Raw genomic sequence first — 21,508 nt, 5'->3', positions numbered from 1 at the left:
TTTTAAGAAACCAAAGGTAGTAAAATAAAAAAATCAACTCTAAATATAACTTTTATCCCAATCTTTCCAAACCACTTCGTAACCTTGATTTTTTATCATGTTTTTAATGGTTTGAGTATCTCTTTCATCAGATATTTCAAATTGCTCTAAACTTTCTGGAGCAACTGCATAACCGCCAGGATTTGTTTTAGACTCTGCGCTAATGGATGTAATACCCAGTTTTATAATATTATTTCTAAAGGTTTCGCTTTCGCGTGTAGACATAGAAAGCTCTACATCTTCGTCTAGTAAACGGTAGGCGCAAATAAGTTGAACCAAGTCAGAATCTGTCATTTCAACCTTTGGTTGTACTTCGCCTTGGTGTGGCCTAAGTCTAGGAAAAGAGATAGAATACTTGGTTTTCCAGTAAGTTTTTTGCAAGTATTTTAAATGTAAAGCGGTGTAAAAACTATCTACACGCCAATCTTCTAAACCAAATAATGCACCAAGACCAATTTTGTGTATACCAGCTTTTCCTAATCGGTCTGGTGTATCTAATCGGTAATTAAAATTAGATTTTTTGCCTTTTGGGTGATGCGTTTTATAGGTGGCTTCATGATAGGTTTCTTGATATACTAAAACCGCATACAAACCAGCTTCAATAAGCTGTTCGTATTCATCTTGATCTAGTGGTTGTACCTCAATACTAATATTAGAAAAATGTTCGCGAATTAAATTTATGGCATGTTTTATATACGAGACACCAACCGTTTTATTGGCTTCGCCTGTTACTAACAAGATATGGTCGTAACCTTTGTTTTTTAAAAAGGCGACTTCTTTTAAAATTTCGTCGTCTTTTAAAGTTCTACGTGCAATTTTATTAGTCATACTAAAACCACAATAAGTACAAATATTTTGACACTCGTTAGACAAATACATGGGTGCATACATTTGTATGGTATTACCAAAACGTTTTTTTGTTATAGTATGACTACGTTGTGCCATATCTTCAAGAAAAGGCCTTGCTGCAGGAGAAATTAAGGCTTTAAAATCTTCTAAATCTATCTTTTCTTTTTGAAGAACCTGTTTAACATCTTCTGCTGTAAAAGCATAAATTTCTTTTTCTAAAGTATCCCAATTATATGTATTAAATGTAGTTTTAAAAGACATGTTTTAAGGTGTATTCAATTTCTAATTTAAAAACGACGTTAATGGGCTGCTTGCTTCGGCATGTTTTTTAACCGATGCTAATTTGGCATTAAATGCCATTCTGCCTGCCTCGACCGCCATTTTAAAAGCTACTGCCATTTGTGTTGGGTTTTTTGATACTGCAATGGCTGTGTTTACTAAAACAGCATCTGCTCCTAATTCCATGGCGTAAGCGGCATGCGACGGACTGCCAATTCCTGCATCTACAATTACAGGCACGTTACTTTGTTCTATTATAATTTCTAGAAAATCGACTGTTTTAATACCTTTATTAGTACCAATTGGTGCGCCTAATGGCATAACACATGGTGCACCTACATCTTCCAAACGTTTACACAAAACAGGATCTGCATGTATGTATGGCATAACCACAAAACCTTGTTTTACTAATTCTTCAGTTGCCTTTAAAGTTTCAATTGGGTCTGGTAATAAATATTTAGGATCTGGATGAATTTCTAATTTTATCCAATTCGTCTCTAAAGCTTCACGTGCCAATTGTGCAGCAAAAACAGCTTCTTTTGCATCTCTAACTCCAGAGGTATTTGGTAGTAAATTTACTTTAGGACGCATAATGCTTTGCAGCATTTTATCTTGACTATTATCTACATCTACACGTTTTAATGCTACCGTAATTAATTCACTTTCTGATGCTTTTAAAGCTTCAGACATTAAATTATTTGAGCTAAATTTTCCTGTTCCGGTAAATAGTCTAGAATTAAATTCTTTATCTGCTATTTTAAGTATATCGTTCATAATTAAAGCTGTTTGCTTTTAGCTATTGGCTAAAAAATGTTTATTTAAATGTATGGCGTTGTTCTAGTGTGGCAGAAGTGTTTAACAATTGGTTAAACGTTCGTATTTTATTAAAGTCTTTTGTAATTTCTCCCGATGCTGCAATACCAGAAATACCGGCTTCTAAAATTGCAGTAACATCTTCTAAAGTAATGCCTCCAATGCCTATTATTGGTGTTTTTGTTTTTAATTCATCAACAATGGCTTTATAACCGTTAAGTCCTAAAACCGGACTTAAATTATCTTTAGTTGTAGTAAACCTAAAAGGACCTAAGCCTATATAATCGACGTTTTTGTTAATTAAATTTTCACAATCTTCTAGTGTGTTTGCTGTACCACCAATTATTTGCCAAGTGTATAAATGTTTTCTGGCTACAGTTGGGCAAGTATCGGTTTTACCTAAATGCACGCCATCGGCTTTTATTTCTTTGGCTATTTTATAATAGTCGTTAATAATTAATCTGGTTTGAAAATGAGAGGTAATCGCTCTCGCTTCTTTAGCTAATTTTAAAATCTTTTTTTCTGAAACATTTTTTAAACGTAACTGTACTAATTCTGCTCCAGAGGTACATGCTTTTTGAATGTTTTCTAGATGTTCTTTAGGAGTTTCACCTTGCGTTATATAGTGGAGTTTAGGTATTATCATGGTTATTTGAATATGAGAATTATGGGAGTTAAGAATTTAAGAATAGTTGTTTTTATTAGCTATACTTCTGCAATATGCATTCAACATTTTGCTAACCTCATTAATTAATTCGTTTAATTCTTTAAAATTATTAGTGTATTCTAGATCTCTTGATAGAATTAAAAAATATTTACATTCTTCTAAAGATGCTTGCGCAATATTATAAAAGCGTAGTTTTTCTTTATTACTTAATCTTTTATAGCCTTCTGCAATATTTGCAGTTATAGATACAGCAGCTCTTCTAAATTGAGACGTTAAACCGTAAATCTCTTCTTTCGGAAAATCTTTAGTGATTTTATAAACCTCTAAAACAAACTTGTGTCCTTTTTGCCATACAATTAAATCTTCAAAACTTTTACTTCTTTCCATCTCCTAAATTCTTAAGTTTTATTCTTAACTTCTAAATTATGCGTTCCCAAAAGAGATTTATTACTATTTAAAAACCTTTCTGTATAATATTTCGATGTGCTAGCAGCATCTTCTAATTCCATTCTTAAGGCAATGTTACTTGCTAAAGATGATGATAAGACACAGCCACTTCCATGTTTTTCATAAGCAAATTTTGTTTTAGGCTCTATATTAGTTTGAACAATTTTATTGTGGTATAAAACATCCCAACCTTTTTTATCGGTTCTGTGTCCGCCTTTTAAATAGATGTTTGTTAGGTTACTAATATGCGCTATAGTGTCTTGAATATCTAATTTTGGGTACAAAAGCTGAATCTCTTCGTAATTTGGAGTAATTATGAAGCATTTTTTCCAAATATTATCCAATAAATCTTGATTTTCTGTAGAATGAAAATCGAAACCAGCGCTGGCTTTTATAATAGGATCTAAAATGATTTTTATATTTGAGTTTAGTGAATAAAGCTTGTTTAATAGAACAGACAATGTCTGCCAAGATTGAATGATGCCAATTTTAACTACTGAAATTTTAAAGCGTTCAAACAAGGTTTCAATTTGAGCTAGAATCACTTCTAAATCAGTCCAAATACATTGTTTAAAATCGATATCGTTTTGAACTGTTAATGCAGTACAAACAGATAGACCATACAAACCATGCGCTTCAAAGGTTTTTATATCTGAAGTTATTCCTGCGCCTGAACTTGGATCGAAACCAGCGATACTTAAAATACAATTATCAATTAGCAATGAACAATTATCTTTCTCCACGTTAGATATTATTTTTAGATGAATTAATGATTTTGTACAAAATCCTCAGTATTTCTTCTACTTTATCAAACAAGTATTTAAATGTTTCTTGGTTTATATATCCAGTATCTTTTAATAATCTTAGCCAATATTTAGTTTCACGAGCTTCTTTATAAGCTATAGACAGTTTATGAATAAAATCTTTTTTAGAAATGCCTCCAATAGCTTCTTCTGTATTAGCTCCAATAGAAGTTCCTGAGCGTAATATTTGTTTAGATAAAACATATTCTTTCTTTTCAGAAACTAATTCTTGAGAAAGTTTAACTATTGCTACCGCAAAGTCGTAGGTTTTATCTAAAATAATATTTTTACTCATAGTTAATCGTTCTCTGTTAATTGCACATTGCTAATTGTTCATTGTTAACTGCACATTGCTAATCGTTCTCTGTCAATTGCACATTGCAAAATGTTCATTGTTAATTGATAAAATGACGTTTCATATGTTTAAAAACTTCAACAGGTTTATCGTTATTCCAAATTCCTCCTAAAACACCAACACCTTTAAAACCTAGAGTATCAAATTCTGATAAGTTTTCTGTAGTAACTCCACCCATGCCAATTATGATTTTATCGATATGATTGACATCAAATTCTCGACCTTCATATCCTTGTTTTGAGATTGATGAAAATACTGGACTTAATAAATGATAATCGAATTCGAAATAACAATTTTCTAGTTCGTCTGGTTCGTGAAACGACGAGCTTATAGTTTTCCCAAACATGTTTAAATCTTTAAAGTACTGTCCAGGATTATTTATATGATCTCTTCGTTTTTGTTCTTGAAAATGAATGCCTTTTAAGTTGAAATCGTTAATCAATTCATGAAAATAATGCACCACAATTCTATTATGATATTTTTTATCTATTTTGTTTAAATAAGCGCAATGTTCTTCATAATTCTTATTTGGCTTTCTTAAATGATAGTACTGCAAACCTTCTTGAAATAATTGGTTTAGTATTTCAATTTCGTTTGGAACGTCGTTTTCTGGTGCTATTAGTATTAGCATATACAATTGACAATTAACAAAGAACAATTAACAATGCGCTCTCAACAATAAATTGCTAATTGCACATTGTTAACTGATAATTGATTAAAGATAAACCTCAGAGCCTTTTTCTTTAAATTCTTTCGATTTTTCTTCCATTCCTTTTTGTAAGATTTCGTTGTTATCCGAAATTTGGTTTTCTGCGGCAAAGTCTCTAACTTCTTGAGAAATTTTCATAGAACAGAATTTTGGCCCGCACATAGAACAAAAGTGTGCAATTTTAGCACCAGCAGCAGGTAAGGTTTCATCATGATATTCGCGAGCTCGCTCAGGGTCTAAGCCTAAATTAAATTGGTCTTCCCAACGAAACTCAAAACGTGCCATACTCAAGGCATTATCTCTATGCTGTGCGCCTGGATGTCCTTTTGCTAAATCGGCAGCATGTGCCGCTAATTTATAAGTAACAACTCCTACACGAACATCTTCTTTATTAGGCAATCCTAAATGTTCTTTTGGTGTTACATAACATAACATGGCACAACCGTACCAACCAATCATGGCAGCACCAATGCCAGAAGTAATGTGGTCGTAACCCGGAGCAATATCTGTAGTTAATGGGCCTAAAGTGTAAAAAGGCGCTTCGTCGCAAACTTCTATTTGCTTTTCCATATTTTCTTTAATCATGTGCATTGGCACGTGACCTGGACCTTCTATAAAACATTGCACTTCGTGCTTACGAGCAATTTGTGTTAATTCTCCTAAAGTTTCTAATTCTGCAAACTGCGCCTCATCATTAGCATCGGCTACAGAACCTGGACGTAAACCATCGCCTAAAGAAAAGGCCACATCGTAAGATTTTAAAATTTCGCAAATCTCTTCAAAATGCGTATATAAGAAACTTTCTTTATGATGTGCTAAACACCATTTTGCCATAATAGAACCACCACGAGATACAATTCCGGTAACTCGATTTGCGGTCATTGGTACATAACGTAACAATACACCAGCATGAATGGTAAAATAATCTACACCTTGTTCTGCTTGTTCAATTAACGTATCGCGGAAAATTTCCCAAGTTAAATCTTCGGCAACACCGTTTACTTTTTCTAAAGCTTGATAAATAGGTACCGTTCCAACTGGTACTGGAGAGTTACGTATAATCCATTCGCGCGTTTCGTGAATGTTTTGACCGGTAGATAAATCCATAATATTATCGGCTCCCCAACGGCAAGCCCAAACGGCTTTTTCTACTTCTTCTTCTATAGATGATGTTGTTGCAGAGTTACCAATATTAGCATTAATTTTAACTAAGAAGTTTCTGCCTAAAATCATAGGTTCTGCTTCTGGGTGATTTATATTAGATGGTATTACTGCACGACCACGAGCTACTTCTTCGCGAACAAATTCTGGAGTAATTTTGGCTGGAATTGATGCTCCAAAATGTTCTCCAGGGTGTTGTTTTCTTATCTCGGTCATTTCATCAATACGCTGGTTTTCGCGAATAGCAATATATTCCATTTCTGGAGTAATAATGCCTTTTTTAGCGTAGTGTAATTGGGTTACGTTTTTTCCTTTTTTAGCACGTTTTGGTTTATGCTTTAAGTTAAAACGCATGTGGTCTAAACTTTTATCGTTTAAACGCTCGTTACAATATTTAGAAGTAAAAGCATCTAACGCTTCTACATCACCACGATCTAAAATCCATTGTTCTCTAATGCGCTCTATTCCATCATGCACATTAATTTTTTTGCTAGGATCTGTATAAGGCCCAGAAGTATCGTACACCGTAACAGGCTCGTTAGGTGTTTTCTTTTTTGTCATAGAATCTACAGTATCGCTTAATTCTATTTCACGCATGGCCACCTTAATTTGCGGGTGAATTTTACCTTGTACGTAAATCTTTTTAGAATTAGGAAATGGATTTCTAGTAATTTGTCCTTGTTTTGGTGCGGTGTCTTTGTTTTTCATTTTTTTTGCTTCTAGCTTTTGGCTCTAAGCCTTTAGCTGTTAGTAATTTGTTTTATATATTTTGCTAAAGGCCAATAGCCAAAAGCTAATGGCTAATTTATCCGCCTTGAGTGGCTTGAATAATTAAAACTTGATCCTGATTTGATAATTGTTGAGTTTCCCATTTTGAGTTAGGAATAATATTATCTTTAATAGCAACAGCTACACCTTGTAAAGGAGTGTTTAAATGCTGTAATAGCTGTAAAATATTGGTATTGGGTTTTACCGTTACTTCTTTTTGGTTTACGTAAATAGTTATCATATACAGTATTTTAATAATGCTGTAAACAAGAAGTATTAAGAAAATGTTTGAAAAGTTATGTACTTTTTTTAAAAAGCACATAAATAGAAATGCTGTAAACATACGTTTCAATATGTTTTTCAACTTTTCCCTTCGGCGGTACTAACCGCATCAGGTTCAAAGGGTTTTTCTCAGTTCGATTTAACGAACACCCCTAAAGTTTACATGGTAAAGGTATTAAAAAAATTACTATTAGTTAGATAATTCTTTGTTTTCGTTATTCAAGCTCTTTACAATACCTTTTAGCATTTTTGGAACAATTAGTTTATGAAAAGGCTTTACGGGTAAAAAATAAAGTTTACCAAACCAATGGTTATATTCAACAACTGTAGTAATAGTTAGTTTTTTGTTTTGAGTTTGGTTGTTTTCTTTAAGTAGTGATATTCTAAAATTTAAATGTTTATCGTCTTCGCCTAAAATAATTTCGTTTTCTGTTTTAGAATACACATTAAACAACCCAAGAGAGCTACCAGGTTCGCATGTAAAGCTGTCTAATTGTTGTTGCCTATCTTTATTTTTTTCTGATATTTTTAAACCAAATACAGAAACGATTCTATTTCTTAATTCGAAAAGATTTTCGCTCCATTTTGGCGCAGACGTAAAAAAGGCTTTGCCTATTTGTGTAGACGAAATATTACTGTTTTTGTCTAAGTAGTAGGTTTGATAACTATCTGAATAATCGTAAATTTTACCATTATTTAATAATATAGATGCTGTTGGAATATTAACTTTAGTGATATTAGTTTTCATATCGAAATCGTTAAGTCAAGTAAAAATAGTAAATGACTTTGAAAGATATGTTGCTGTAAGATTATTTATTAGACCAAATAGCTAATTCGTTACCAGAAGGATCTAAAAATTGAAATCTGCGTCCGCCAGGAAAAGAGAAAATGTCTTTAGAAATTATACCGTTGGCAGCAATTATTTTATTTTTTATTGTATCAAGGTTTTCGTGATACAAAACAACAAGAACCCCATTTAAAATGGGGTCTTCTGTTTTTTCAAAACCACCTTCTATACCACTTTCCGCGAAAGCGATATAAGTTGGTCCGTAATCTGTAAATACCCAATTAAAACAAGAGGAGTAAAAGCTTTTAATGTCTTCAAGGTTTTTAGCTTTAAACTCAACGTAGTTTATATGGTTATTTGTTGTATTCAAAAAAATTACTTTTTATTGTTCTCTTTATTTATATCTGCCATAAACTCTTTAGGATCAATTTGAACAGATTTTACTGTTTTTGAAGTTTTAAAAGTATATGTTGGATATGCCCAAGCCCAGTCTTTAATTATAGTTGCTGTGGTTGGTTTTTCACCTCGCATTATTTGTAAAGGTATGTAGAAATTTTCTGTTGTATCATCAGTATATGTTACTGTAATATCAATTGGCATTGGCATAACTCCAACACGCTCTAAGGTAATGGTATTGTTTTCTATACTTTTTACAGCATAATCAATAGTGTTTGTGGTTTGTGCAAAATCTATTAAATACCAATCTAATTCTAAACCAGATATTTTTTCGGCAGTTCTAATTATATCTAAAGGTTTTGGGTGTTTAAAAGCAAAATCTGTAAAATATTTTTTAATTGTTTTTTTAAGATTATTTTCACCAATAATATACCCTAATTGCGACATAAATACGGCTCCTTTACTATAAGCCGAAATGCCATAGGCTTGGTTAAAAGAATAGCGATCTGCATGGGTTGTTAAAGGCTGCTCTTTACCAGAGGTTGCTAAGTAAATATAACCTTTATAAGAGTTTTCGTTGGGGTTAATTTTACCTTCGTTAAAAATATCGTTCATAGCCCAATTACTAATATAGGTTGTAAAACCTTCGTCCATCCATTCGTGTTTAGCTTCGTTTGATGCTAATAAAAACTGAAACCATGTATGTGCCATTTCGTGTGCTGTTACACCTACTAAACTTCCAAAGTTACGCTCGCCGGTAATTAAAGTACACATAGCGTATTCCATACCACCATCGCCACCTTGAATAACCGAATATTGATTGTATGGATATTTACCAACATGTTCTGAGAAATATTGCATTAACTCTACTGTTTTAGATTGCAATTTTTTCCAGTTTTCTTTCTTTTCGGCGTCTAATGTGTTTTTATAATAGAAATTTAAAAGCGGCCCATTAGGTACTTGTTTTGTATCGTGAATATAATCTGGATCTGCTGCCCAAGTAAAGTCGTGTACGTTAGGTGCTTTAAAATGTAATGTTTTTTTATTTGCATTTACTTTAGCATCTTCTTGTAAATAACCCGTTCCGCCAACTACATAATTTTTATCGATGGTTAGTTTTACATCAAAATCTCCCCAAACACTATGAAACTCACGACCAATATATGGGTCTGCATGCCAACCTTCAAAATCGTATTCTGCCATTTTAGGGTACCATTGTGTCATAGATAACGCTACCCCTTCTTTACTATTTCTACCAGAACGACGAATTTGCACTGGCACTTGAGCATCAAAAACCATATCGAAAGTAACTTTTTCTCCTGGTTGAATAGGTTTTGCTAATTCAACTTCTAAAACTGTACCTACTGTTTCATGATTAAGTACAACACCGTTTTGTTTTAAAGTGTTTACTTTTATATATCCAATTTCGTTAGGTTTTAGTTTGCTAATTCTGTCGCCAACTCTAGAGTCTGGATCTGAGATGGTTCTAGAACGTACATCCATTTCGCTTCCTGGTTGAAATGCGTTGAAGTATAAATGATAAAATACTTTGTTTAAAACATCTGGCGAGTTATTAGTGTATATTAATTTTTGTTTCCCTTTATATTGATAGGTGTTAACATCCATATCAATTTCCATTTTATAATCTACATGTTGTTGCCAGTAACTAGATATTGTTGTTGCTGTTGTAGAAGAATTTTTAGGTGCCGAAGTGATAATGTTTTTTTGACCACTACAGGATAGTACGAATGATATACTTAAGATAGAAAGAAAGAAACGATTCATATAAACTAGAATTTAAAAAGGTTGTTTTGGAGAAAATATCCCAAAACAACCTTAGAATTTATAAAATTATGATTTAGACAATTTTGATGCCATAATTAAAGCGTTATAAGCATTTGCCATTTTTGCAGATTTACTTATATCTGCAAAAGGTCTTACATCTTCAGATTTTCCACCAACAATAACTTTAGTATTAATGGCTAAACCAGAATCCATAATAACTTGTTTTACTTGAGCTGCGCTTAAACTTGGGTAGTACGAACGAATTAAAGCGGCTATACCAGCTACACCAGGAGCAGCCATTGATGTTCCTCCTTTTGTATCATATTCGTTTTCTGGTGTTGTAGAATATACACTAGCTCCTGGAGCAAAAATATCTACATTTTTTTTACCATAGTTAGAAAAACCAGCTACCATATTTGATCCGTATTTTGGAGCTAAAGCACCAACTCTAATATAGGTTTCAGAAATTTCTTGACCGTTAATATTGTCATCAGGGAAATTAGGTTCTGTATCTACATCTTTACTATCATTTCCAGCTGCATGTACAAAAACTACATTTTTTTTAGAGGCATAAGTTATAGCTTCTCGCACCCAATCGCTATGTGTAGAGTAGCTTTTACCAAAACTTCCGTTAATAACAGAGGCTCCATTATCTACAGCATATCTTATGGCTAAAGCAACATCTTTATCGTACTCATCGCCGTTAGGTACAGCTCTAATACTCATAATCTCTACATTATTTGCAACACCATTTGCGCCTTTTCCGTTGTTACGTTCTGCGGCTATAATTCCAGCTACGTGTGTACCATGGCTTTCTGTTTTTTTAACAGGTTTTACATTTCCGTCGCCATAATATTTTGTAGACATATCGTCTGGATTATCGCCAGTAACACGACCTTTTAAGTCTTTATTTAAGTTGTAGTTTAAGCGATCGTTAATACTTTCTAGAGCACCGCTAATTTCCTTTTTTGCATCGGCTAAAGAGTCCATACCATTGCTAAACATGAAATTAGCTACTTGTTGTGCCTGTGCTAAACCTTCGTCTTCAGTTTTAATAGCGCTTACTTCTTCTTTTGTATAATCGTTTTTACCAAAGTGTTTTGTTAATGCATCATCGGCTGTTTTAATTTGCTGAAAAATTTGTTCGTATTGTGTTTTTCGGCCTAACCATTTTTGGTATTCGGTATCATATTCTGCTTTGGCTTTAGCATAATCTGGATTGTTTGTGTCTCCGCTTGCTAAAATTCTAACAAACTCTAATTGTTCGTTATAGCCTTCACCTAAAAAGTTCCAACCGTGTATATCATCTACATAACCATTTTTATCATCGTCTATTCCGTTACCAGGAATTTCGCCTTTATTGGTCCAAATAACATCGTTTAAATCTTCATGGTCTATATCAATACCAGAATCAATAACAGCAACAATAATTTTTTTGCCTTTTTTGTTTTTAATTATTTCGGCGTAAGCTTTATCAACACTCATTCCAGGAATGGTATCTTTTGCTAAATCTAAGTGCCCCCAATTGTGTTTTTCTGCTTGAGTAAGTTCAGAAACTTTTAGTGGCGATGTGTCTATGTTTTCAATAGGTGTTGAAATTACTGGAGCCGTTCCGCCACAGTTAGACAATAAAACTGCTAAGAAAGCAGAAGTTGCTATTGTTTTAATTGTTCTCATAGTGTTATTTGAATTAGTCATTTTTTAGTATTAATTAAATATATCTTGGCAGGTGTAAACATCTTTTAATCGAACCCCTTTTTCGGTATGTTGTACGGTAATAATTTGGTTATGGGCGTCGTGTTCTAAAAACAAATAGAAATTATGGTCTGCGGCCATATTTAAAAAGTTTTCTTTTTCGTTAAGTGTTAATAAAGGTCTAGTGTCGTAACCCATAACATAAGGTAGTGGTAAATGCCCAACGGTTGGTAATAAATCGGCCATAAAGGCAATGGTTTTGTCTTTATATTTTATTAAAGGTATCATTTGTTTATCGGTATGGCCATTGGCAAAAAATATATCGAAACCAAGCTTTGAGTTTTTAAGTAAGTTATGCTCTGGAAGCGACGTAAATTTTAATTGACCACTTTCTTCCATGGGTAGAATATTTTCTTTTAAAAATGAAGCACGTTCTCGTCTATTAGGCTCTGTTGCCCATTTCCAATGGTCTTTATTACTCCAAAAATGAGCGTTTTTAAAAGCGGTTTCGTATCCTGTTTTGTTTTTATTCCATTGAATGCTGCCTCCACAATGATCAAAATGAAGGTGTGTCATAAACACATCGGTAATATCATCACGATGAAATCCAGAAGTTTTAAGTGATTTATCTAAAGAGAAATCGCCCCAAGGATGGTAGTAACCATAAAATTTATCGGATTGTTTATTGCCCATTCCATTATCTATTAATATTAGGCGGTCGCCGTTTTCTATAAGTAAACAGCGTGTTGCAATATCAATCATGTTATTAGAATCGGCTGGGTTCGTTTTAGACCAAATCGCTTTGGGCACTACTCCAAACATAGCACCTCCATCAAGCTTTAAGTTTCCAGCGTTTATAGGATATAAGTTCATAGGGGTGTAAAATTAAGAAATCTATATTAAATCCTTTAAAATGTTAAGAATATATTAAGAAATGATTTAAATTAAATTTTGTTATAATTAATTACTTGTTATAAAAGCATACCAAATCATGAATTAAAAAAAGTAACTAATTATATGCCTCAAAATAAATTGGTGCAGCTATAATTTAATACTTTTAAAAAGCTTTAAATATACAGGTTATACTATATTTTTTGTAAAAGTTGAAAGATAATATTTTTTAAAAACAATAAATCAAGCGTTTTACTTAAATTAGTGTTTTTTAAAAAAATAATTAGTCTATGTTAGAACTTGCAGGAATTATCATTTTAGGAATATTGGCACAATGGGTGGCTTGGAAATTTAAAATTCCAGCTATATTGCCTTTAATTTTAATTGGATTACTTGTGGGGCCTATTGCTGCAGCCTATTTAAATGAAGATGGTAGTAAATGGATTGAACCTATTTGGAATGGTAAAAAAGGTTTGTTTCCTGGCGAAGGCTTATATTACTTTGTATCGTTAGCCATTAGTATTATTCTTTTTGAAGGTGGTTTAACTTTAAAACGTTCTGAAATTAAAAATGTGGGACCAGTAATTACTAAGTTAATTACACTTGGTTCTGCGGTTACTTTTTTTGGTGCAGGTATATTGGCATATTATATTTTTGATTTAAGTTGGCAATTATCATTTTTGTTTGCTGGGCTAATTATAGTTACAGGACCAACGGTAATTACTCCTATATTAAGAAATATTCCGCTTAAAAAAGACATTTCAACCGTTTTAAAATGGGAAGGTATTTTAATAGATCCTATAGGCGCTTTAGTAGCCGTTTTAGTTTTTGAGTTTATTAGTGTCGAGGGCGATAGCGGTTTTACCAAAACAGCATTAATAGAGTTTGGTAAAATTATACTTTTTGGCACTACCTTTGGGTTTACCTTTGCTCATGCTTTGGCATTTGCTATTAATAAAAAGCTAATACCTCATTATTTATTAAATGTAGTTTCTCTATCTACCGTTTTATTAGTTTTTGTAGAGTCTGAAATTTTTGCACACGAGTCTGGTTTATTAGCGGTTGTTGTAATGGGAATGGTTTTAGGTAACGGAAAACTTCAAAACCTAAAAGAATTGCTTTACTTTAAAGAGTCGTTAAGCGTTTTATTAATTTCCATATTATTTATTCTTTTATCTGCAAATATTAATATTGAAGACATGATGCTGTTGTATACCTGGAAAACGGCAGCACTTTTTGCAGCGGTTGTATTTTTAATAAGACCGTTAGCGGTATTTTTAAGCACTATGGGATCTAAATTAAAAACCAACGAAAAGATTTTTATAAGTTGGGTTGGCCCTCGCGGTATTGTTGCAGCAGGTATTGCATCGTTATTTGGAAGTAAGCTTATAAAACAAGGTGTTGAAGGCGCAGAGTATATTACACCTTTAGTGTTTATGATTGTGTTAGGAACCGTTTTATTAAATGCCACTACAGCACGATTATTTGCAAAAATAGTTGGTGTATTTCTTAAAAAGTCTGAAGGTATTTTAATTATTGGAGCATCAAAAGTATCAAGGTTATTAGGGCATTATTTAGTTACAAATGGTAGGCATGTAGTACTTGTTGATAGTAATGAAAAAAATATAGAAAAAGCTAAAGAATTAGGTTTAGAAGCTATAAGTACAAATATTTATTCTGATACGTTAATGGATAATATAGAACTTAGTGATGTAGGTTATATAATGGCTTTAACGGGTAATCCAGATATTAATAAATATGCTATTAATAAATTTGGTAAACAATTTGGAGAAAACGGATCGTATCGATTAGTAACTACACAAGAAATGTTAGACGATACTAGTAATCCAAAAGAAGGCTTGTTTTCTCATAAAGATGATTTTAGTGCTCTTTTAGAATTAACAAGAGCATACCCGTCTATACAAGAAATTGATCTTGAAGATAAAGCACATTATGATAAGTTGATAAATATTTCTAATGAAGACCCAGATATTATTCCTCTGTTTGTTAAAGATAACGAAGGTGAATTCCATATTATATCTTCGCACAATTTAGATTTTAATAATATTGAACAAGGCTACCAGCTTGTATATTTAGGAAAACCTTTTGATGTTGAAGAGGTGCCAACTGTCGAGCCTAAAGCAAATAACGAAGAAAAAAATTAGTTAAAAAACAGCCTTTCTTTTAAAGAAAGGCTGTTGTTAGTTTTACTATAATAAAGCGAAAATATTATCCTATAATATGAAGTTCTGTAAACTCTTTGGTAAGCGTTAACGTGTTGTTTTCATTAAGCTTAAGGTCTGTAAGAGAAATTTCAACATTATCAACTTCAACTTTAGTAATTTTAAATGGTAAACCATGTAAGCAAAGCTTAAATGTTTTATAGGTGGTTGTAAATTTACCAGATTTATGTTGTTGAATAATTAATTCGTTAGTTTTTCCAGATAGTTTAAAGTCTCTTAAGCTAAAACGACCTTTAATATAATCATACCCATCTGTAGCATCTTCATAAACTTGCGAGGTTTCTTTACCTTCTGTATAATAAACATCTAGTATAAGCTCGTCAATAGTTTTTTCGCCAACATATTGTTGTACGGGATATTTAGGTATTATAGCTCCTTCTTTTACAAAAATAGGCATACTATCTAAATCGGCATCAACCCATTGTTCTGTTCCGCCTTCAACAATTTCATCATTAAAAAAATTGTACCATTTACCTTTAGGGAAATACATGCGTCTTCCTTTTTGGTTTGGTCCTGTTATTGGGCAGGCTAGTATTTTTTCACCAAAAATAAACTCATCGTTTCTGTAATGTGTTTGTTGGTCGTGCTGATCGTATAAAACAAGCGATTTTAAAATTGGCACACCTTCTTCAGCATATCTCCAAAATGCTGTATAAAGGTAAGGTAGTAATTGGTATCTTATTTCAATAAATTTTCTTACAACATCGGTAATGGTTTTTCCAAAAGCCCATGGCTCTTGGTCGCCGTGGTCGCCAGATGAGTGTGTTCTACAAAATGGGTGGAATATACCTAATTGTATCCAACGCGCGTATAACTCGCCATTAGGTTGCTCTGCAAAGCCTCCAATATCAGAACCAATAAAAGAGAAACCAGACATACACATACGTTGTGCTTGAAGGTTTGCAATGGTTAGGTGATCCCATGTTGCTATATTGTCGCCTGTCCAGCTAGATGTATAGCGTTGTGTGCCTGAGTAAGCAGCTCTTGTAATTACAAAAGGTCTTTTTGGATACGAGAATTTTTTTAAGCCTTGGTATGTGGCTCGAGCCATTTGCATACCATAGATATTATGTGCTTTTCTGTGGCTGCATTGGTTGCCGTCGTAATCATGTCTTACATCGTCTGGGAAAGTTTTTCCAGGAACGTCCATTACTGCTGGTTCATTCATGTCATTCCAAACGCCTTTAACTCCTATGTCTTCTACTAGTTCTTGAAATAAATTAGACCACCAATCTCGAACTTCAGGGTTTGTAAAATCTGGGAAATAACATTCTCCTGGCCAAACTTTACCTTTCATGTATGGACCATCTGCACGTTTACAGAAATAGTCTTTTTCTAGACCTTCTTTAAATACAGAATAGTCCATGTCTATTTTTATTCCAGGATCTATTATTACAATGGTTTTAAAACCATCGTCTGCCAATTCTTTAACCATTCGTTTTGGGTCTGGAAAATGTTCTTTACTCCAAGTAAAGCATCTAAACCCTTCCATGTAATCAATGTCTAAATAAATAGCGTCACATGGAATTTGTAATTCTCTAAATTTTGATGTGATTTCTTTTACGTTAGATTCTGGATAATAACTCCATTTACATTGGTGATAGCCCAGAGTCCAAAGCGCAGGCATTTCATGAGGTTTACCTGTTAAATCGGTATAATTTATAACAACATCAGACATTTCTGGACCGTAAATGAAATAGTAATTCATTTCGCCACCTTGTGCCCAAAAGCTAGTTATATTTCTTCTTTCGTGACAAAAATCGAAGAAAGATTTAAAGGTATTGTCAAAAAATATACCGTAAGATTTTTTGTTGTGAAGTGCTGTATAAAAAGGAATGGTTTTATAAATGGGGTCTGTGTCTCTGCCGTAGGCATAAGAATCTGTTACCCAGTTTTGAAAACGTTTGCCTTTTAGATTGTTATCAACAGGTTTGTCTCCTAAGCCGTAATAACTTTCTCCGGGTTGCGCGGTTTTAGACATTTTTACAATATCGCCACCGTGCTCGTAACTTTCTTCCCAATGGAAACCAAGCTCGTCTTCGCATATTAACGATTTGTCTTTAGCATCAAAAATAGATGTGCGTAAATCTAGTTTTGAAATGTGACAAATAAGTTTTGCAGTTGTAATAATATAACTCTCGTTATCTTCGGTAACTTCAAGATGATTGTAACCTCTACTTGCATATTTGGTAATGGCATAAGAGAAATCGTTTTCAAAGATGCCTGTGGTTGTGTATCTAAAGCGAAGAATACTATCTCTACGTACAGTTACTTCTAAAACAACGCCGTTTGCAGTTGTGAATGAAAGTACGTTTAAATTTTTTTCGTATGATACTATTTTTGATGGAAATAAATTTCCTTTATATTCTAATTCTGTGTTTAATATCATAAAGTTATGTATTAATATTAGTTAACGAAATTACTAAATTTTAAAGAGGTTGAATCTTTCTTTTCTTTAAAAAAAAGTTATATATATTAAATAAAAATCAAATAAATACTTGTTAAATTATAGATACTTTAATAGTGTGCATCTTGGCAGTTTTTTGTTGTTTTTAACGAGTTTACATTTTACAAAAATGTGCTAAAACATTGAATTAAATTAAGTTAACTCTTTTGTAGAATTTTTAATTAAATAGGTTTGTAAAAACATATTGTTATTTAAATTTAAAAATGGTAACAGCTAGTGGCGGTAATGTAATTTCGGCCGAATAATCTTTACCATTCCAAGGATTGTTTTTAATGGTTGTTTCTTTTTTGTTTTCTATACCGCTTCCTCCAAATGCTTTATCGTCGCTATTAAAAATTTCTACTAATTTTCCTTTTGCTGTAACTCCTATTTTGTAACTTTTTCTAACGGCAGGGGTTAAGTTGCAAACTACAACAACATTATCTTCTTCTTTATAACCTTTTCTTATGTAAGATATTACACAATTTTCATGATCGTCGTAACTAATCCATTCGAAGCCTTCGCCACTAAATCCTTTTTCGTATAAAGCAGGGGTGTTTTTATAAACAGCATTAAGGGCTTTATAGTAGTTTTGCATATTTTGGTGTGGTTTAAATTCAAGTAAGCTCCAATCTAAACTTTCTTGAAAATTCCACTCGTTGTATTGTCCAAATTCGCCACCCATAAATAGAAGTTTTGTGCCAGGATGGGTAAACATGTAACCGTATAATAGGCGAAGGTTAGCAAAGCGTTGCCACTCGTCGCCAGGCATTCTTCCTAGAATGGAGTTTTTACCGTAAACAACTTCGTCATGCGATAAAGGTAGCATAAAGTTTTCTGTAAAAGCATAGGCTAAACTAAAGGTAATATCGTTTTGGTGATGTTTTCTGTATATAGGGTCTTTGGCAAAATATTCTAAGGTGTCGTGCATCCAACCCATCATCCATTTCATTCCAAAGCCTAAGCCACCAAGAAATGTTGGTTTAGATACCATTGGGAATGCTGTAGACTCTTCGGCAATGGTTTGTACATCGGGAAACGAGGCATAAATTTCTTCGTTTAATTCTTTTAAGAAACTAATAACCGCAAGATTTTCTCTGCCACCATATATGTTTGGTTCCCATTGGCCATCTTCTCTAGAGTAATCTAAAAATAACATTGAGGCTACAGCATCTACGCGTAATCCATCGGCATGGAATTGATCCATCCAAAATACAGCATTACTTATTAAAAATGAGCGAACTTCGTTACGTTCATAATTAAAAATTAAACTTTTCCAATCTTGGTGGTAGCCTTTACGTTTGTCTGGATGTTCGTATAGGTGAGATCCATCAAAAAAACCGAGTCCGTGTGCATCTTCTGGGAAGTGCGATGGTACCCAATCTAGAATAATTCCTATGCCAGCTTGATGTAATTTATCAACTAAATATTTAAATTCTTCTGGATAACCAAAACGCGATGTTGGAGCAAAATATCCTGTAATTTGGTAGCCCCAAGAGGGATCGTAAGGAAATTCCATAATTGGCATGAGTTCTACGTGTGTAAAATTCATGTCGCTTACATACTTTACTAAATCATCAGCAAGTTCGTAGTATGACAAAAAACGGTCTTCTTCAAGATGTCTTTTCCAAGAGCCTAAATGAACTTCGTAAACAGAATACGGCGCATCAATAGCATTGTGTTTTTTACGAGTTTTCATCCAATCTTTATCTTTCCACTTATAATTATCGTCCCAAACTATTGATGCCGTGTTCGGGTTATGCTCAAAACGTCTGGCGTAAGGGTCTGCTTTTTCGGTTTTTATATCGTTATTGTGGCTTTGTATTTTATATTTATAAGTGGCTCCTTTTTCTACAAGAGGAACAAAGCCTTCCCAGATGCCGCTAGAGTCCCATCGAACATTTAATTGGTGCTCGCCTTCTATCCAATAGTTAAAGTCGCCAATTACAGAAACTTGTTTTGCCGTTGGTGCCCAAACGGCAAAATAAACGCCATCTATACCATCAACAGTAATAAGGTGAGAACCAAATTTTTCGTATAATCTATAGTGTTTTCCTGCTTTAAAAAGGCTAATATCAAACTCTGTAAATAAACTGTGCGCTTTTACTTGTGCCATGTTATTTAATTTATTGGATGTTTATTTTATTTATTACTTATTAATTTTAAATATATGAAATGGCATGGTTGGATGTAATTCTACAAAGCACCACTCGTTATTCCAATTGTAACGGCTGTCTGTAATTAAGTCGTGCATTTCAAGGTTGTGCCCATGATGCACACCTATATCGTGCAATGGTACTTGTACTGTACCTTGTTGCGAATTATGAGCATCTAAACTAATAACAACAAATATTTGATTTGTTCTGTCATTATTCCATTTATAGAATGCTAATAAATTATCGTTATCTATATGGCAAAATTTAATATTATTGGTTTGTTGAAGTGCTTCGTTATTATGCCTTATGTAATTAATTTTCGATATAATAGTTGTTAGTTTATTTTTAATTTCCCAGTTGTAATGCGTAATTTGAAATTTTTCTGAATTTAAATATTCTTCTTTTCCTAATAAAGATTCGGATAGCATATACTCGAAAACGGGACCATAAATACCAATACTAGAGCTTAAAGTTGCTGCAAGCGCATAGCGTTGTATGTGTTTAGATTCGTTAGCGCCTTGCAAATGATGCGGATTAATATCTGGTGTGTTAGGCCAGAAATTAGGTTGCATGTATTCTTTTAGTTCAGATTTTGTTAACTCTTCAATATATTCTATAAGTTCGTGTTTATTTTCGCGCCAAGTAAAATATGTGTAAGATTGTGTGTAACCTTGTTTTGCTAATTGTTGCATAACTTTTGGAGCGGTAAAAGCTTCGGCTAAAAAGATAACATCGGGATGTTTTGCTTTTACTTGATTAATAATCCAGTTCCAGAAGTAGAAAGGTTTAGTATGCGGATTATCAACTCTAAATATATTTATCCCACAATCTATCCAATGCATCAAAATATCTAAACATTCGTGCCAAAGGTTTTTATAATCTTCGCTTTCCCAGTAAATGGGAAGAATATCTTGGTATTTTTTTGGTGGGTTTTCAGCATATTGTACTGTGCCATCTGGTCGCCATTTAAACCATTTTGGGTGGTCTTTAACCCAAGGGTGGTCTGGGGCAGCTTGTAAAGCATAATCCATGGCAATTTCAATATTGTTTTCTTTTGCTTTTTGTATTAAAGCTTTAAAGTCGTTTAGCGAGCCTAATTGAGGGTGAATATCTTTATGTCCGCCATATTGTGAGCCTACACCCCAAGTAGAACCAACATCGCCTTCTTTGGCTTCGGTGGTGTTGTTTTTACCTTTTCGGTTTATTTCTCCTATAGGATGAATTGGTGGTAAGTATACCACATCAAAACCCATATTGTTAATTCTTGGTAGTAAGCGTTCGCAGTCTTTAAATGTACCATGAACCCCTTTGTGTTCTGAAGCCGAACGTGGAAAAAACTCGTACCATGTACTAAATCTGGCTTTTTTTCTATCGACATAAACACGATAGTCTTTAGTTGTGTTATCAAGTAGTTTTATAGGGTTGTTAAAGAAAATTTTATAAAGCCTATCTGTAGTGGCTTCTGTTATGGCTTCTCCATAATGGTCTTCGTTTGTAAATAGTTTATAAAGGTGTTCTAGGTAAGTTTTATCATCGTTAGATACTTTATTAAGAAGTGCTTTTATAAACTCTGCACCTTCAAGAAGTTCAGAATATACATGTTGTCCATCATTAATTTTTCTAATTAATCCATAACGCCAATTAAGTGCATAATCTACCCAAGCTTGAATTTTATACACGAAAAATCCTTGTTTTTCTACAGTAAAGGCGGCTTGCCACTCATCGTTAGATGTTAGAGCCATTCGGGTTTCTTTCCAAGTTTTATCGGTTTCGTGTTTATATAGAATAGATGCGCCTAAAACATCATGACCATCGGCCATAATGTATGCTTCTACATTAACAATTTCGTTTATTACACGTTTAATATAAAACTTGCCATTGTTTACACTTGGTGAAACATAGTCTATTACAACTCTTCTTTGGTCTTGCATTTTAGT

The 21,508-nt window shown here is 33.2% G+C and carries 18 protein-coding genes and 1 riboswitch; of the genes, 1 reads left to right on the top strand and 17 read right to left on the bottom strand.

The genetic code is table 11. From position 1 onward, the window contains the following. Window positions 1-39 precede the first annotated feature (39 nt). From thiH to ACNG5D_RS11800, 14 genes are all read right to left on the bottom strand, one after another. Entirely contained in the window at window positions 40-1,149 is a 1,110-nt protein-coding gene (thiH, locus tag ACNG5D_RS11865; RefSeq protein WP_418183735.1) for a 2-iminoacetate synthase ThiH, read from the bottom strand. Window positions 1,150-1,170: 21 nt separating this feature from the next. Continuing rightward, a complete protein-coding gene (locus tag ACNG5D_RS11860; RefSeq protein ID WP_418183734.1) occupies window positions 1,171-1,941 on the bottom strand; it encodes a thiazole synthase in 771 nt (256 codons plus the stop codon). 40 nt (window positions 1,942-1,981) lie between these two features. Beyond that, window positions 1,982-2,626, bottom strand: a complete 645-nt coding sequence (gene thiE / locus ACNG5D_RS11855) for a thiamine phosphate synthase (RefSeq protein ID WP_418183733.1) — start codon at window positions 2,624-2,626, stop codon at window positions 1,982-1,984. Window positions 2,627-2,662: 36 nt separating this feature from the next. Continuing rightward, window positions 2,663-3,034, bottom strand: a complete 372-nt coding sequence (locus ACNG5D_RS11850) for a four helix bundle protein (protein WP_418183732.1) — start codon at window positions 3,032-3,034, stop codon at window positions 2,663-2,665. 11 nt (window positions 3,035-3,045) lie between these two features. Then, complete coding sequence (locus tag ACNG5D_RS11845) at window positions 3,046-3,837, bottom strand: hydroxymethylpyrimidine/phosphomethylpyrimidine kinase (RefSeq protein WP_418183731.1); 792 nt, start codon at window positions 3,835-3,837, stop codon at window positions 3,046-3,048. A 1-nt stretch (window position 3,838) separates the two neighbouring features. Then, a complete protein-coding gene (locus tag ACNG5D_RS11840) occupies window positions 3,839-4,192 on the bottom strand; it encodes a four helix bundle protein (RefSeq protein WP_418183730.1) in 354 nt (117 codons plus the stop codon). A gap of 100 nt (window positions 4,193-4,292) precedes the next feature. Continuing rightward, a complete protein-coding gene (locus ACNG5D_RS11835) occupies window positions 4,293-4,883 on the bottom strand; it encodes a thiamine phosphate synthase (protein ID WP_418183729.1) in 591 nt (196 codons plus the stop codon). An 84-nt stretch (window positions 4,884-4,967) separates the two neighbouring features. Then, the gene (gene thiC, locus ACNG5D_RS11830; RefSeq protein WP_418183728.1) at window positions 4,968-6,830 is read right to left on the bottom strand and encodes a phosphomethylpyrimidine synthase ThiC; all 1,863 of its coding nucleotides are present in this window, start codon (window positions 6,828-6,830) and stop codon (window positions 4,968-4,970) included. 97 nt (window positions 6,831-6,927) lie between these two features. Next, on the bottom strand, window positions 6,928-7,131 hold the full coding sequence (thiS, locus tag ACNG5D_RS11825; protein WP_418183727.1) for a sulfur carrier protein ThiS: 204 nt from the start codon (window positions 7,129-7,131) through the stop codon (window positions 6,928-6,930). A 110-nt stretch (window positions 7,132-7,241) separates the two neighbouring features. Further along, a riboswitch (TPP riboswitch) is annotated at window positions 7,242-7,336 on the bottom strand. A gap of 26 nt (window positions 7,337-7,362) precedes the next feature. Beyond that, the gene (locus ACNG5D_RS11820) at window positions 7,363-7,920 is read right to left on the bottom strand and encodes a DUF2867 domain-containing protein (protein ID WP_418183726.1); all 558 of its coding nucleotides are present in this window, start codon (window positions 7,918-7,920) and stop codon (window positions 7,363-7,365) included. A gap of 61 nt (window positions 7,921-7,981) precedes the next feature. Continuing rightward, window positions 7,982-8,329 (bottom strand): VOC family protein, encoded by a 348-nt coding sequence (locus ACNG5D_RS11815; RefSeq protein WP_418183725.1) that lies wholly within the window; start codon window positions 8,327-8,329, stop codon window positions 7,982-7,984. 5 nt (window positions 8,330-8,334) lie between these two features. Further along, window positions 8,335-10,140 (bottom strand): M1 family metallopeptidase, encoded by a 1,806-nt coding sequence (locus tag ACNG5D_RS11810; RefSeq protein WP_418183724.1) that lies wholly within the window; start codon window positions 10,138-10,140, stop codon window positions 8,335-8,337. A gap of 66 nt (window positions 10,141-10,206) precedes the next feature. Next, the gene (locus ACNG5D_RS11805) at window positions 10,207-11,817 is read right to left on the bottom strand and encodes a S8 family peptidase (protein WP_418183723.1); all 1,611 of its coding nucleotides are present in this window, start codon (window positions 11,815-11,817) and stop codon (window positions 10,207-10,209) included. A 30-nt stretch (window positions 11,818-11,847) separates the two neighbouring features. Then, a complete protein-coding gene (locus tag ACNG5D_RS11800) occupies window positions 11,848-12,708 on the bottom strand; it encodes an MBL fold metallo-hydrolase (RefSeq protein WP_418183722.1) in 861 nt (286 codons plus the stop codon). A gap of 308 nt (window positions 12,709-13,016) precedes the next feature. Here ACNG5D_RS11800 and ACNG5D_RS11795 point away from each other — a divergent pair, with 308 nt between their 5' ends. Beyond that, window positions 13,017-14,891 carry a cation:proton antiporter gene (locus ACNG5D_RS11795; protein ID WP_418183721.1) on the top strand — a complete coding sequence of 625 codons (1,875 nt, stop codon included), beginning with the start codon at window positions 13,017-13,019 and terminating at the stop codon, window positions 14,889-14,891. Between the two features lie 64 nt (window positions 14,892-14,955). Here the strand turns inward: ACNG5D_RS11795 and ACNG5D_RS11790 are convergent, their stop codons facing one another. The 3 genes from ACNG5D_RS11790 to ACNG5D_RS11780 all read right to left on the bottom strand — a co-directional run bounded on the left by ACNG5D_RS11790 (window position 14,956) and on the right by ACNG5D_RS11780 (window position 21,502). Beyond that, window positions 14,956-17,358 (bottom strand): glycoside hydrolase family 31 protein, encoded by a 2,403-nt coding sequence (locus ACNG5D_RS11790; RefSeq protein WP_418183720.1) that lies wholly within the window; start codon window positions 17,356-17,358, stop codon window positions 14,956-14,958. Between the two features lie 265 nt (window positions 17,359-17,623). Beyond that, the gene (glgB, locus tag ACNG5D_RS11785) at window positions 17,624-19,531 is read right to left on the bottom strand and encodes a 1,4-alpha-glucan branching protein GlgB (protein ID WP_418183719.1); all 1,908 of its coding nucleotides are present in this window, start codon (window positions 19,529-19,531) and stop codon (window positions 17,624-17,626) included. Window positions 19,532-19,564: 33 nt separating this feature from the next. Further along, window positions 19,565-21,502 carry an alpha-1,4-glucan--maltose-1-phosphate maltosyltransferase gene (locus tag ACNG5D_RS11780; RefSeq protein ID WP_418183718.1) on the bottom strand — a complete coding sequence of 646 codons (1,938 nt, stop codon included), beginning with the start codon at window positions 21,500-21,502 and terminating at the stop codon, window positions 19,565-19,567. Between the last annotated feature and the right edge of the window lie 6 nt (window positions 21,503-21,508).

This window comes from Algibacter ulvanivorans (assembly GCF_048381495.1).
GTDB classification, from domain to species: domain Bacteria; phylum Bacteroidota; class Bacteroidia; order Flavobacteriales; family Flavobacteriaceae; genus Algibacter_B; species Algibacter_B ulvanivorans.
Note: the sequence above shows the minus strand (reverse complement) of the source record. Positions and strands in the feature narration are given on the sequence as shown.